The 13,657-nt window shown below is 72.7% G+C and carries 14 protein-coding genes; 11 read left to right on the top strand and 3 right to left on the bottom strand.

Annotation, left to right across the window (positions count from 1 at the left end):
- Window position 1: 1 nt before the first annotated feature.
- Both BCF44_RS45025 and BCF44_RS45030 read right to left on the bottom strand, forming a co-directional pair.
- Window positions 2-1,330 carry a helix-turn-helix domain-containing protein gene (locus BCF44_RS45025; protein ID WP_170218096.1) on the bottom strand — a complete coding sequence of 443 codons (1,329 nt, stop codon included), beginning with the start codon at window positions 1,328-1,330 and terminating at the stop codon, window positions 2-4.
- Window positions 1,331-1,425: 95 nt separating this feature from the next.
- The gene (locus BCF44_RS45030) at window positions 1,426-2,433 is read right to left on the bottom strand and encodes an acyltransferase domain-containing protein (RefSeq protein WP_116180678.1); all 1,008 of its coding nucleotides are present in this window, start codon (window positions 2,431-2,433) and stop codon (window positions 1,426-1,428) included.
- A gap of 346 nt (window positions 2,434-2,779) precedes the next feature.
- Between BCF44_RS45030 and BCF44_RS45035 the strand changes: the two genes are divergently transcribed.
- The 11 genes from BCF44_RS45035 (at window position 2,780) to BCF44_RS45085 (ending at window position 12,777) form a co-directional block, all read left to right on the top strand.
- The gene (locus BCF44_RS45035; RefSeq protein WP_116180679.1) at window positions 2,780-3,607 is read left to right on the top strand and encodes an AfsR/SARP family transcriptional regulator; all 828 of its coding nucleotides are present in this window, start codon (window positions 2,780-2,782) and stop codon (window positions 3,605-3,607) included.
- A 205-nt stretch (window positions 3,608-3,812) separates the two neighbouring features.
- Window positions 3,813-5,081, top strand: a complete 1,269-nt coding sequence (locus tag BCF44_RS45040; RefSeq protein ID WP_116180680.1) for a beta-ketoacyl-[acyl-carrier-protein] synthase family protein — start codon at window positions 3,813-3,815, stop codon at window positions 5,079-5,081.
- Window positions 5,078-6,319, top strand: coding sequence for a ketosynthase chain-length factor (locus BCF44_RS45045; protein WP_116180681.1), 1,242 nt, complete (start codon window positions 5,078-5,080; stop codon window positions 6,317-6,319). Before BCF44_RS45040 ends, BCF44_RS45045 begins: the two co-directional genes overlap by 4 nt.
- Before the next feature lies 1 nt (window position 6,320).
- Window positions 6,321-6,575, top strand: coding sequence for an acyl carrier protein (locus tag BCF44_RS45050; RefSeq protein ID WP_116180682.1), 255 nt, complete (start codon window positions 6,321-6,323; stop codon window positions 6,573-6,575).
- Window positions 6,575-7,504, top strand: coding sequence for an aromatase/cyclase (locus BCF44_RS45055; RefSeq protein ID WP_116180683.1), 930 nt, complete (start codon window positions 6,575-6,577; stop codon window positions 7,502-7,504). Before BCF44_RS45050 ends, BCF44_RS45055 begins: the two co-directional genes overlap by 1 nt.
- Window positions 7,501-8,418: an MBL fold metallo-hydrolase gene (locus BCF44_RS45060; protein ID WP_246016188.1), complete on the top strand. Its 918-nt coding sequence runs from the start codon at window positions 7,501-7,503 to the stop codon at window positions 8,416-8,418. The genes BCF44_RS45055 and BCF44_RS45060 overlap by 4 nt, the downstream gene beginning before the upstream one ends.
- Window positions 8,419-8,440: 22 nt before the next feature.
- Window positions 8,441-9,433, top strand: coding sequence for a 3-hydroxyacyl-CoA dehydrogenase NAD-binding domain-containing protein (locus BCF44_RS45065; RefSeq protein ID WP_116180684.1), 993 nt, complete (start codon window positions 8,441-8,443; stop codon window positions 9,431-9,433).
- Window positions 9,430-10,569 carry an acyltransferase family protein gene (locus BCF44_RS45070; protein WP_116180685.1) on the top strand — a complete coding sequence of 380 codons (1,140 nt, stop codon included), beginning with the start codon at window positions 9,430-9,432 and terminating at the stop codon, window positions 10,567-10,569. The genes BCF44_RS45065 and BCF44_RS45070 overlap by 4 nt, the downstream gene beginning before the upstream one ends.
- Before the next feature lie 11 nt (window positions 10,570-10,580).
- Window positions 10,581-11,051: a cupin domain-containing protein gene (locus BCF44_RS45075; protein ID WP_211353526.1), complete on the top strand. Its 471-nt coding sequence runs from the start codon at window positions 10,581-10,583 to the stop codon at window positions 11,049-11,051.
- Window positions 11,048-11,770 carry an SDR family oxidoreductase gene (locus BCF44_RS45080; RefSeq protein WP_116180686.1) on the top strand — a complete coding sequence of 241 codons (723 nt, stop codon included), beginning with the start codon at window positions 11,048-11,050 and terminating at the stop codon, window positions 11,768-11,770. Before BCF44_RS45075 ends, BCF44_RS45080 begins: the two co-directional genes overlap by 4 nt.
- 14 nt (window positions 11,771-11,784) lie before the next feature.
- On the top strand, window positions 11,785-12,777 hold the full coding sequence (locus BCF44_RS45085; RefSeq protein ID WP_116180687.1) for a quinone oxidoreductase family protein: 993 nt from the start codon (window positions 11,785-11,787) through the stop codon (window positions 12,775-12,777).
- A 51-nt stretch (window positions 12,778-12,828) separates the two neighbouring features.
- On the opposite strand, the gene BCF44_RS45090 is transcribed toward BCF44_RS45085, so the two are convergent.
- Window positions 12,829-13,629: an SDR family NAD(P)-dependent oxidoreductase gene (locus tag BCF44_RS45090; RefSeq protein WP_116180688.1), complete on the bottom strand. Its 801-nt coding sequence runs from the start codon at window positions 13,627-13,629 to the stop codon at window positions 12,829-12,831.
- Between the last annotated feature and the right edge of the window lie 28 nt (window positions 13,630-13,657).

Below are 13,657 nucleotides of genomic sequence, written 5' to 3' on the forward strand. Positions count from 1 at the left end.
CTCAGAGGCGCCCCGGCCAGTCGACCGCCGCGGCGTCCAGGGCGTTGCGGTAGGCCGCCAGCGCCGTCTCGGTGTCGCCGAGGCCGCTGGACAGGTCGCCGAGCGCCCGGAGGGCGATGGCGCTGCGCCGGCTCGGCGTCAGCGCCATCAGCACCTCGTTGGCCGCGAACACGTCCCGCATCGCCCCGGCCGCGTCACCGCCGTGCTGGCGGCTGCGGCTGCGGACCATCAGCGCCCACGCCTGTTCCAGGCGCGGCGGTTGCCCCGCGCTGAGGTCGAGGGCCCGCTGCGCCCGGGCGACGGCCGCCGGCAGGTCGCCCCGCAGCGCCGCCGCGCCGGCCAGACCGACCTCGCAGAAGGCCCGGTCCGCCGCCGTGCCCACCGAATCCAGCGCCGCATGCGCCCGGTGCAGCGCGGCCTCGGCGGCCCGCGCGTAGTCGACCCGATTGTGCAGCACGACGGTGGCCGTGACCGCGCACATCACCGCCGCCGCACGCGAGTCCGCCGCCGCCGCGTGGCCGGCGAGCGCCCGCTCGGCCAGCGACAGCGCCTCCGCGACGTGGCCCGCGTCGGCGGCCTTGCGACTCGCCCGCCAGTAGCCGTCCGCGTGCACGGCCGTCACCGCCACGGTCACGTGGTCGACATGCCGCAGCGCCAGGGCCACCGCCTCATCGACCCGGTTCGCCTCGTGCAACTCGTGCACGAGGCTGATCACCAGCTCCGAGTGGTTGGCCACGCCGCGCAGGCCGAAGCCCTCGGCGCGGTCGAGTGCGGCCGCCGCCAGCGCGAGGCACTCGCCGTGCCGGCCGACCTTGCGGTAGCAGCGGGCGAGCGCGGCGTCGACGTCCAGCGACGACCGGGTCGTCGAATCCGCGTGCAGCGCCTCGAGTTCGGTGATCGCCGCAGCCACGTCGCCGAGCAGTTCCACGGCCAGCGCGCGGCCGAGCCGACGGCGGTGGGCGAGCGCGGGGCCGAGCGGCTGGGCGGCCAGTTCGTCGAAGCCGGCCAGCGCCGCCTCAGGGTGGCCTGCCAGCAGTTCCAGCTCGGCGGTGAGCAGATCGAGGCGGACCTTGTCCTCGCCGGCCGGATCGGCGCCGTCGGTCAGGTACTCGACGGTGGCGCCGAGCCGCCGCGCGAGCAGTTCGAGCGTGCGGGACTGGGGCTCGCGGCGGCCCGCCTCGAGCAGTGAGATCGCGCTGGCCGACAGTTCGTCGCCGGCCAGGTCGGCCTGGCTGAGGCCGAGCCCCGTGCGCAGCCGCCGCACGCGCTGCCCGATCGTCTCCCCGGTCACCGGCGCCGCGTCGCGCAGGATTCCTCGGGTTCGGCTCACTTTGCCACCCCGCCTCGCCAAACGTAACCCACTGTTCACACGGTTCATTGTATTACGAGAAGTATCGAGAACAGAGGGAAATGCCGAAACCGGAGTTAAAACGGTGTCACGCCGTCCTTGACAGAGTGTGACACAGGTTCGGCGGCTGTCAATATCGTGCGGGCGGCGGTCCAGGAGTTGAGTGCGCCGTCCCGCCCGGCCGACAGCGCCGGCCGGACGGCGCTCACCCCGCGCCGAACCTGCGGATGGCGTCTGGCCAGCAGCGACAGGGTCTGCCCCGGACCCGTCTCGACGACCAGGCGTGGCCCGGCGCCGAGCAGGGCCTCCAACGCCGGCCAGAACAGCACCGGCGAGGTCAGCTGGCCCGCCCAGAACGCCGGGTCGACGGCCTCCCTCGGCTCCACGAGCCGGGCCGTCCGGGTGGACATGATCGGGATCGACGGCGGCCGCAGCCGGCAGCCGGCCAGCGCCTCCTCGAACGCGGCCGCCGCGGCGCGCATCGACGGGCTGTGGAACGGCTGACGGGCCGGCACCCGGCGGCCGGCGAAGCCGGCGGCCGCGAGCGCGTCCACGACCTGGGTGAGTCTGGGCTCGGGACCGGCGATGACGGTTTGTCGCGGCGCATTGCGGGCGCCCACCACCACGCCCTGCAAATCATCCGATTCGTCCAGATATTCGGCGATTTCCGCGACCGAGGCGCTCACCGCCACCATTCCGCCGTGTGGTGCGCGTGCGGTGGCCGCGTCGCGCGCCACCAGCAGCGCCGCCGCCTCGGTGGCCGTGAACACCCCGCCCAGCGCGGCCGCGGCCAGTTCGCCGACGCTGTGTCCGAGCATCACCGCGGGGTGCACGCCGTGTTCGCGCAGGCTGCGCCCGACGGCGTAGGCGGTGGTGAACAGCAGCGGCTGGGCTCGGGACGCGTCGTCCAGCGCCAGCTCCGGGTCCGCGGCCAGCCACTCCGCCCGCAGGGTCGACCCGCGCTCACCCATCGCGTCGAAGAGCTCGTCGACCGTGTCGGTGAACACGCGGTCGGCCCCGTACAGCTCGACGGCCATGCCGAGGTGCTGGGCGCCCTGTCCCGGCAGCAGCAACGCGACGTCCATGGTGACTCCCTCGATCGTTCGGCGGCAAAAGCGGTTCCCCGATTGGCGTCATGTTGGGGACCGCCGCTTGACATCGGGTTGAATTTCACCGTTTGTAACAACGCGTATATGTGCAATCGGGTGTAATGTGGCTCACACTGGCGACGTTTGTTGGTGAGGGTGCGGACAGCCGGTGTAGCTTGCGGTTGCGGCACATAATTCGTCGGGTCGTGTCAACCGCTCAGCGGCGCCGGTTGACGACCTCAGCACCGGGCTAGTCGGATAACGACAATGGGGATAGCCCGGTTTCGCACGGCGACCATGGTCACGGATCGACGACGAGGTCCAGGGAACGCAGGGGGAGAATATGGACATCAATGTTCTCGGCGTGTTAGCCGTGCGGCACCGCGGGGTGGACGCGGTGCCCACGGCGCGCAAGCCACGCAAGGTGCTCGCGCTGCTGCTGCTCAACGGCGGGCACGCCGTGCCGGTGTCGGCGCTGGTGTCGGAGCTCTGGGACGTCCGGCCGCCCAAGAGCGCGCTGACCACCATGCAGACGTACATCCTCCAGCTGCGCAAGGAGTTGGCGGCGGCGCTGGGCTGGTCGCTGGCCGAGGTCGCCGAGCGGCTGCTCCAGACGTGCGGCAACAGCTACCGGTTCGACACCGACCTGTGCCGGCTCGACCTCGACCGGTACTGGGAGCTGGACCGCTCCGCCACCGCGGCGCTGTCCGACGGGGACCTGCGGGCGGCGCACCGCGACTTCCGGGAGGCGCTGGCCCTGTGGGCCGGACCGGCGCTGATGGACGTGGAGCAGGGCCGGCTGCTGCGGGCCGCGGTGGCCCGCCTGGAGCAGTCCCGGCTGACGATGATCGAGCACCGGTTCGAGCTGGACCTGCGGCTCGGCCTGCACCGCGTGATCCTCGACGAGCTGGCCGGGCTCACCGCCCAGCACCGCTTCCACGAGGACCTGTGCGCGCAGTACATCCTCGCGCTGTACCGGTCGGGGCAACGCATCCGCGCCATGGGCGTCTTCCACGACCTGCGCAAGAACATGATCGACGAGCTGGGGCTGGAACCCTCGCCGAAGCTCCAGCGCCTGGTGCGCTCGGTGCTGACCTGTGACCCGGCCCTCGACGACACCCCGATCGTGCCGCTGCCCCGGCTCGCCGAGGCGGACCGGGCGCTGGCCTGATCCGCCGCTGGTCCCCGGGCGCCGACCGCGCCCCGCACACCGCTGTCCAGCCGGCCGTCGACTCGACGGTCGGCTGGAAGTCGTTGTGAGCCAAGGGAAAACCCGCGCGAGCGGTAATCGAGTCGCGTTTGAGCCGGCCGGGCGAGCGTGGACGCATCGCTGGCGCGCGGCCAGCTGAAGTGCGAGTCCAGCCAGGAGGTACGCGGTGAGCCGACGCGTGGTGATCACCGGCATCGGGGTCTTGGCGCCCGGCGGCGCCGGCGCCAAGTCGTTCTGGGAGCTGCTCATGTCCGGCCGCACGGCGACGCGGCGGATATCGTTCTTCGACCCGGCGCCGTTCCGGTCGCAGATCGCCGCCGAGTGCGACTTCGACCCGGCCGAGGCGGGCCTGAGCCGCCGGGAGATCCGGCGGATGGACCGCGCCGCGCAGTTCGCGGTGGTCAGCGCCCGCGAGTGCGCCGCCGACAGCGGCATCGTCTTCGACGACGTCGATCCGGCCCGGATCGGCGTCACCGTCGGCAGCGCGGTCGGCGCCACCACCAGCCTCGAACGGGAGTACCTCGTGCTCTCCGACACCGGGCGGAACTGGTTGGTGGACAACGACTACGCCTCGCCGCACCTGTTCGACTACTTCGTGCCCAGCGCGATGTCGGCCGAGGTCGCCTGGGCCGTCGGTGCCGAGGGCCCGGTCAGCGTGGTCTCCTCGGGCTGCACGTCCGGCATCGACTCGGTCGGCTACGCCTACCAGGTCCTGCAGGACGGCTCGGCCGACGTGATGGTGGCCGGCGCGTCCGACGCGCCGATCTCGCCGATCGCCGTGTCCTGCTTCGACGCGATCAAGGCGACCAGCCCCCGCAACGACGACCCGGAGCACGCCTCCCGGCCGTTCGACCGGACCCGGGACGGCTTCGTGCTCGGCGAGGGCGCCGCCATGTTCGTGCTGGAGGAGTACGAGCACGCGAAGGCCCGCGGCGCGCACATGTACGCGGAGATCACCGGCTACGCCACGCGGGCCAACGCCTACCACATGACCGGGCTCAAGCCGGACGGCCGGGAGATGGCCGAGGCGATCCGGCATGCGCTGGCCGAGTCGCGGCTGGATCCGTCCGAAGTGGACTACGTGAACGCCCACGGCTCCGGCACCAAGCAGAACGACCGGCACGAGACCGCGGCCTTCAAGACGACGCTCGGCCGGCACGCCTACGAGGTGCCGGTCAGCTCCATCAAGTCGATGATCGGCCACTCGCTCGGCGCCATCGGCTCCATCGAGGTCGCCGCCTGCGCGCTGGCGATCGAGAACGGCGCCGTGCCGCCGACGGCCAACCTGCACGAGAAGGACCCCGAGTGCGACCTGGACTACGTGCCGCTGCAGGCCCGTGAGCACCGGGTCCGCTCGGTGCTGACCGTCGGCAGCGGGTTCGGCGGCTTCCAGAGCGCGATGGTGCTGCGCGACCCCCGGGAGGGCGACCGATGACGACCACGCTGACCGCGACCGAGCCGACGGTGGTGACCGGTATCGGCGTGCTCGCGCCCAACGGCGTCAGCGCCGAGGACTACTGGCGGGCGACCCTGGCCGGGCGGACCGGCATCGGCCGGCTGACCGGGTTCGACGTGTCCGAGTACCCGGTCCGGCTGGCCGGCCAGGTCGACCTCGATCCGGCCGGGCGGCTGCCGGGCCGGCTGCTGCCGCAGACCGACCGGGTGACCCGGCTGGCGCTGGTGGCCGCCGAGGACGCGCTCGCCGACGCCGGCGTCGACCCGGCCGCGCTGCCCGAGTACGGCATGGGCGTCGTGACCTCGAACGCGTCCGGCGGCTTCGGCTTCACCCACACCGAGATCCAGAAGCTGTGGACCAGGGGCCCGCAGTTCGTCAGCGTCTACGAGTCGTTCGCCTGGTTCTACGCCGTCAACACCGGGCAGATCTCGATCCGGCACGGCATGCGCGGCCCGAGCGGCGTCGTCGTCGCCGAGCAGGCCGGCGGCCTCGACGCCATCGGCCATGCCCGCCGCAACCTCGCCCGCGGCGCCCGGCTCATGGTGACCGGCGGCGTGGAGTCGTCCTTCGACCCGTGGGGCTGGGTGTCGCACATCGCCAGCGGGCGGCTCACCACGGACGACGACCCGGCGACCGCGTACCGGCCGTTCGACCCGACCGCCTCGGGCTACGTGGCCGGTGAGGGCGGCGCGATCCTCGTGCTGGAGAACGAGTCGTCGGCACGCGAGCGTGACGCCCGGGTCTACGGAGAGATCGCCGGCTACGCCGCCACCTTCGACCCACGACCCGGGTCGGGCCGCCCGCCGGGACTCGGCCGTGCCGCGCGGCTGGCGCTGGAGCAGGCGGAGGTGAGCCCCGCCGACGTGCAGGTGGTCTTCGCCGACGCGGCCGGCACGCCCGAGCTGGACCGGCAGGAGGCCGAGGCGCTGGTGTCGCTGTTCGGCCCGTACGGCGTCCCCGTCACCGCGCCGAAGGCGCTGACGGGCCGGCTGTACTCCGGCGGCCCGCCGCTCGACGTCGCCGCCGCCCTCTTGTCCATTCGGGACGGTGTGGTGCCGCCGACGCCGAGCGCCGCCGGCGAGGACTACCGGCTCGACCTGGTCACCGGCAGCGCCCGGCGGCTGCCGGTGCGCACCGCGCTCGTGCTGGCCCGGGGTCGGGGCGGCTTCAACGCGGCCGCCGTCGTGCGCGAATTCCCTTCCACTCAGAGGAGTTGACATGTCCGACCGGATCACCCTGGCCGACCTGCGGCAGATTCTCGTCGAAAGCGCCGGCGAGGACGACCTGCTGCTCGGCGACATCGAGCACACGCCGTTCGCGGAGCTGGGCTACGACTCGCTGGCGTTGATCGAGACCGCCGCCCTGATCAAGCAGCGCTTCGGCGTGCAGATCGCCGACGACGCCATCGCCGGGCTGGCGACGCCGGCCGAGGTGCTCGACCTGGTCAACGGCACGCTGGTGGAGGCCGGCTGATGGAGACTCTGCGCGAACGCGACGTCGAGCACGGCATCGCGGTGGCCGCGCCGGCCGCCGCCGTGTACGACCTGGTGCGCGACGTCACCCGCTGGCCGGTGATCTTCGCGCCGACCGTGCACGTCCGGCACCTGGCGCGGGACGAGCGCGGCGAGCGGTTCCAGATCTGGGCCGTCGCCGGCGACGGCGTGCTGACCTGGACCTCGCGCCGCGAGTTCGAGCCGTCGGCCGTCGCGTTCCGGCAGGAGCGCAGCCAGCCGCCGGTCGCCTCGATGGGCGGCCGCTGGGAGTTCCGCGACTCCGCCGAGGGCTCGGAAGTCCTGCTGCGGCACCGGTTCGCCGCGACGGAGGAAGAGGCCGTCGGGTGGATCGAGCAGACGCTGGACCGCAACAGCGAGGCGGAGCTGGCCGGCCTGCGGCGCATCGCCGAGCTCGGCGTGCCGCTCGACCAGGCCTGCTTCACGTTCGAGGACTCGGTGGAGATCGCCGGCTCGGCCGCCGACGCGTACCGGTTCATCGACGAGGCGGACCGGTGGCCGGACCTGCTGCCGCACGTCCGGCGGGTGGACCTCGTCGAGACCGCGCCGGGCATCCAGCGGCTGGAGATGGACACCGTGACGAAGGACGGCGACACCCACACCACCAGCTCGGTCCGCGTCTGCTTCCCCGACGAGCTGATCGTCTACAAGCAGGTGCTGCCGCCGGCGTTGCTGATCGGCCACAGTGGACAGTGGTCGTTCCGGCCCACCGCGACCGGGGCCACCGTCACCGCGACGCACACCGTGCTGATCGACCCGGCGGCGGTGGCCGGCGTGCTCGGCGCCTCGGCCACCCTTCAGGACGCGCGCGCCTTCGCCCGCAAGGCGTTGGGCGGCAACAGCCTGACCACGTTGGCGCACGCCAAGGAATTCGCCGAGGCGGCACGGTGACCGCGCTGCGGGCCGAGCCCGCGCTGCGGGAGATCGCCGACGGCGTGCACGTCTACGTCCAGCCCGAGGGCGGCTGGTGCGTCAACAACGCCGGCGTGCTGGTCGACGACGAGGGCGTGGTGGTGATCGACACCGTCGCCACCGAGGCTCGCGCGCTGCGGCTGCGGGACACCGTCGACGGGCTGGGCGCGGGTCCCGTGCGCACGATCGTCAACACCCACAGCCATGGCGACCACACCTTCGGCAACTCCGTGTTCGGGGCCGGCGTCACCGTGATCGCCCACGAGCTCGCCCGGACCGAGATGGCCGCCGTCGGGCTGGGACTGACCGGGCTGTGGCCGGACGTGGCGTGGGGCGACATCCGGCTGCGGCTGCCGTCCGTGACCTTCTCCGACCGGCTGACCGTGCACCTGGGGGAGCGGCGGCTCGAACTGATCCATGTCGGCCCGGCGCACACCACGAACGACGTGGTCGGCTGGCTGCCCGACCAACGCGTGCTGTTCGCCGGCGACGTCGTGATGTCCGGCTGCACTCCCTTCCACCTCATGGGATCGATCGTCGGCACGCACCAGGCGCTGGCGGTGCTGCGCGCGCTGGAGCCCGAGGTCGTGGTGTCCGGCCACGGCCCCGTCGCGGGCGTCGAGGTGCTCGACGCGGCCGAGCGGTACCTGCTCTGGCTCGGCCGCCTCGCGGTGGAGGGCAGCGCCGCCGGCCTGGCGCCGTTGGACGCCGCCCGGCAGGCCGACCTCGGCGAATTCGCCTCGCTGCTGGACCCCGAGCGGCTCGTCGGCAACCTGCACCGCGCGTACGCGGAGCTGGGCGGCGAACGTCCGGGCGCGCCACTCGACGTGCTGGGCGCCTTCGGGGATATGGTCGAGTTCAACGGCGGCACGGTGCCGGAGTGCCTGGCCTGAAAGGGATCTGGAGACAGTGTCGATGACGGACAAGACCGTCGCCGTGATCGGCGGCGGCACGATCGGCCTCGGGTGGACGGTGCTGCTGCTGGCACGCGGCGTGCGGGTGCGGCTGAACTCACGTCGGGCGGACGCGGAGCAGCTGGCGACCGACGCCATGGAGCTCTTCCACCCGACTGTGCGCGGCGACAAGCTCGCCATCGCCGATGCCCTGGCGTTGCTGGAGATCCGGCACGACCGGGCCGGCGCGGTGTCCGATGTGGACGTCGTGCTGGAGAACACGCCGGACCAGCTGGAGCTCAAACAGGCGCTGTTCGCCGAGATCGAGCCGCACCTTGCCGACGGCGCGCTGCTGCTGTCCTCGACGTCCCGACTGCTGCCGGCCGACATGGGGGCGTCGATGGCCGACCGGTCGCGGCTCGTGGTCGGCCATCCGTTCAACCCGCCGCATCTCATCCCGCTGGTGGAGGTCGTGCCGGACGAACGGACCGATCCCGACGCCGTGTCCCGGGCGGTCGAGTTCTACCGGAGCCTCGGCCAGTCGCCGGTGGTGCTGCGCAAGGCCGTCCCGGGCTTCGCGGCCAACCGGCTGCAGGCCGCACTGCTGCGCGAGAGCATCCATCTCGTCCGCGAGGGCGTACTGGACATGGCCGAGCTGGACGAGGTCGTCACGCAGTCGGTCGGGCTGCGCTGGGCGACGGTCGGCCCGTTCCAGGCGTTCCATCTCGGCGGCGGGCCGGGCGGCCTGCGCAAGTGGCTGACCTCGGTCGCGCCGAGCATGCCGCGCACCTGGGCCGGACTCGGCGCGCCGGCGCTCGACCCGTCCACTGTGGACGATTTGAGCACGGAGGCGGAACGCCTGTTCGGCGCCGACGGGTACGAGCGGCTCAGCGCGCGCCGGGACCACCGGCAGAAGGCGATCCTGGACGTCCTCGCCGAGTCGGACTCGAGCCCGGCTCCACCGGTGCGGCCCATTCTCCAAGCACTTCCGGCCAATGGAGCTGATGACCTGTGACCACGACCGCGCCACAGCAGAGATCGGGCACGCTGCTGCCCTCGCTGACCGGGATGCGCTTCATCGCCGCGATGATCGTGTTCCTCTTCCACTCGACCTACGAGCTGCCCTTCGCCAACGCCGGCATGGGGCACGCGAGCCAGTTCGTCATGCAGAAGGCCGGCCCGATGGCCGTCGCCTTCTTCTTCATCCTCAGCGGTTTCATCCTCACCTACACCTGGAAGCCGGGCGTGCCGGCCCGCACCTTCTGGCGCCGCCGGTTCGCGCGGATCTTCCCCAACCACGCGGTGGCCTGGGCGGTCGCGCTGGTGTGCCTGCTCGCCCTCGGCCAGGCCGTCGGCCTGGACGTGGCGCTGCCCAACCTGCTGATGCTGCACCCGTGGATCCCGCGCGTGCAGAACATGTTCAGCATGGACGTGGTGAGCTGGTCGCTGGCCTGCGAGGCCTGGTTCTACCTGGCCGCGCCGCTGCTGTTCCTGCTGGTCAACAAGATCGCCGAGCGGCGGCTGTGGCTGTGGGCCGGCGTCGTGGTCGTCGCGATCTTCCTGGTCCCGCTGGTGGCCAACCTGCTGCCGGCCACGCCGATGTACTACACCAGCCCGGTGTGGCGGGTGTGGCTGGTCGAGCTGCTGCCGGTGACCCGAGCGCTGGACTTCTTCCTGGGCATGGTGCTGGCCCGCGTCATCAAGGCCGGCAAGTGGCCCGGGCTGGGAGTGCTGCCCTCGCTCGGCATCGTCGTGCTGGCCTATCTCGCCGGCATCTTCGTGTTGCCGGTGTCCTACGGCTACGTCGCCATCGGCACCTCGCTGGCGCTGGTGATCGGCGCCTGCGCGGCCGCGGACATCAAGGGCCGGCGCACGCCGTTCTCCAGCAACACCATGGTCCGACTCGGCGAGCTGGCCTTCGCCTTCTATCTGGTGCACTGGATGGTCCTGCACTTCGGGCACCTGGCCCTCGGACCGGGCCGGACGTGGGACACGCCGACCGCGATCGGGCTGATCGCGCTGGCGTTCGTCATCTCCGCGCCGCTGGCCTGGCTGCTGCACACGGGCGTGGAGCGCCCGGCGGAGAAGTGGATCAGTGGCCGGCGACGGCCGGCGCCGCGGCCGCGGCCGACCGCCGCGCCGGTGAGCTGAGGAGTGACACGGTGACCATCACCCCCGGCAAGGTCGTCGCGACCGCCGACGTCGAGCCGGTCCGCTGGACCGTCGAGCAGGGCCGGTTCCTGCTGCGGTCGACCGACACCGGCGGCCTGTTCTCGCTGTTCGAGCTGACCACGCCACCGGGCGGCGGCCCGCCGCCGCATCGGCACGACCGCGAGGACGAGACGTTCTACGTCCTCGAGGGGAGCTACGAGATCCGGCTCGGCGACGACCTGCACGTCGCCGGACCCGGCACCGTCGTGCACGGCCCGCGCACGGTGCCGCACGGCTTCCGCAACGTGGGCGACGCGCCGGCCCGGATGCTGTGCGTGGCGACCCCCGGCGGGGCCGAGCGGATGTTCGAGGAGCTGGCCGAGCTGGTGTCGGCCGGGCCGCCCGACCGCGACCGCGTGCTGGAACTGGCCGCACGACACGGTTTGTCCTACCTGCTGCCGTCGACGGGAGGGGCCCGATGAGCGCGATCGCGCTGGTCACCGGCGCCAACAAGGGAATCGGCTACCAGACCGCGCTGGCGCTGGGCCGGCTCGGCATGACGGTGGTGCTCGGCATCCGCGACCCGCAGCGGGCCGGACTCGCGCTCAAGCAACTCGCCGCGGCCGGTGTGGCCGCGCGGGCGATCCAGCTGGACGTCACCGACGAGCAGACGGTGAAGGCGGCCGCCGCGTTCGTCGAGACGAACTTCGGCCGGCTCGACGTGCTCGTCAACAACGCCGGAATCCTGGTGGACGCCGGCGTCCCGGTCACCGAGGTGTCCGCCGGCCAGATGCGGGAGACCTTCGACACCAACGTCTTCGGCGTGGTCGCGGTGACCTCCGCCATGGTGCCGCTGCTGCGGCGGTCGGCCGCGGCGCGGGTGGTCAACCTGTCCAGCGGGCTCGGCTCGCAGCGGCGCAACAGCGAGCAGCACGAACGGCTGGCCGCCTACCAGATGCTGGCGTACTGCTCGTCCAAGGCGGCGCTCAACTCGCTGACCATCCTGTACGCCAACGCGCTGCGGGCGGACGGGATCAAGGTGAACGCGGCGGAGCCGGGCTTCGTCGCGACGGATCTGAACGGGCACCGCGGACCCGGCACCGCCGCCGAGGGGGCCGAGATCGTGGTCCGGCTGGCGACGCTGGACGAGACCGGCCCCACCGGCACGTTCCAGTCCGCCGACGGGCCGATCGAATGGTAGACGGGAGTCACGCGATGCTGACCATGCCCATCGACAGCTACGGCGCGCCCGACGTGCTGCGGCCGGTACGGGTCCCAGTACCCGAGCCGGCAGCCGGCCAGGTGCGGATCGCCGCCGAGGCGATCAGCGTCGGCTTCGCGCAGACCCAGATCCGGCGCGACATCTTCCCCGCGCCGGTGTGGCGGCCGAAGCTGCCGGTCGTGCTCGGCGGCGATGTCGTCGGCGTCGTCGCCGCGCTCGGGCCCGATGTCACCGGTGTCGGCGTCGGCGACCGCGTGGGCGCGTTCCTGTTGGAGGGCGCCTACGCCGACCACGTCGTCGCCGAGGCCGCCACGCTGATCCCGGTGCCGGCGGAACTGGACGCGGGGGCGGCGACGGTGCTCGCCGGCAGCGGCCCCATCGCGGTCGGCGTGCTGAGCGAGGGCCGGCTCGCGGCCGGCGAGACCGTCCTCGTGCACGCGGCGGCGGGCGGCATCGGGCATCTCGCCGTGCAGCTGGCGAAGCTCGCGGGCGCCGGCCTCGTCGTCGCGACCGCCAGCACCCCGGCGAAGCTGGAGTTCGCCCGCTCGCTCGGCGCGGACGTGGTCGTCGACTACACGAAGCCGGACTGGGCCGACGAGGTGCGTGCCGCCACCGACGGCCGCGGCGTGGACCTCGTCCTGGACAGCGTGGGCGGAGACGTGCTGCGCCAAGGCATCCAGCTGCTCGCGCCGTCGGGACGGCTGGTGTTCTTCGGCTCGGCCGGCGGCGGCCGGGAGATTCCGAGCGTGTCCGTGATGGACCTCATCGGCCTCAAGCACGTCACCGGATTCGCGCTGAACACCTGGCGCCGGGCCCATCCGGACGCCTTCCGCGACGGCGTCGCCGAGCTGACCGAGCACCTGCGCGCCGGTCGGGTCGTGTCGGCCGTGCACGCCCGGCTGCCGCTGTCGGACGCCGCACGGGGCCACGAGATGGTGGAGGGCCGCCAGCACCACGGCACCGTGGTGCTCGTGCCGTCCGTGTGAGGACGCCGATCGGGGCCGCACCGACCGGTGCGGCCCCGATTCCTCGCTGTCTCACAGCAATGAGCCGCCGCTGACGTCGAACCAGTCGCCGGTGATCCAGCGCGCGTCCGGCGAGGCGACGAAGGCCACCACGTCCGCGACCTCCTCCGGCCGGCCCATCCGGCCCAGCACCGCCCGGCCGGCCAGCTCCGACCGGGCCGCGAGCACGGTGCGCACGCTGTCGGCGTCCCAGTTCTCCGGATGCCCCAGCCGCCGGGGCGTGCCGCTGGTGTCGATCACGCCCGGCGCCACCGAGTTCACGGTGATCTGCCGCGGCGCCAACGCCTTGGCCAGGTGCCGGGTGAAGACGTCCAGCGCGCCCTTGGTCATCGCGTAGGCGATGTCCGCCGGGAACGCGAGCCGGCCGACCACCGACGAGACGTTGATGATCCGGCCGCCGTCGTTGAGCCGCGGCAATGCCTGCTGCACCACGAAGAACGGCGCGCGGGCGTTGACCGCGAAGACCCGGTCGAAGTCCTCGGGTCGGATGCTCTCGATCGAGCCGGGCCAGCCGACGGCGGCGTTGTTGACCAGGATGTCGAGGCGGTCGCCGCCGGTGTGCTCGCGCAGGCCCGCGTCCAGTCCGGCGAACAGCTTGTCCACGCCGTCCGGCGCGCCCAGCTCGGCGGCGACGGCGAACGCCACGCCGCCCCGCTCGCCGATCTCGTTCACGACCTCCTTGGCGGCGGCCTCCTCCCGTGAGTAGTGCACGGCGACCGCCGCGCCGTCGGCGGCGAGCCGCAGCGCGGTGGCCCGTCCGATTCCCCTGCTGGCCCCGGTGATCAGCGCCGTCCGGCCGGTCAAGTCAGGCACGCCAACTCCCTTTCCTGCGCACGGTTTT

The sequence above is a fragment of the Kutzneria buriramensis genome, from assembly GCF_003387475.1.
GTDB lineage: Bacteria > Actinomycetota > Actinomycetes > Mycobacteriales > Pseudonocardiaceae > Kutzneria > Kutzneria buriramensis.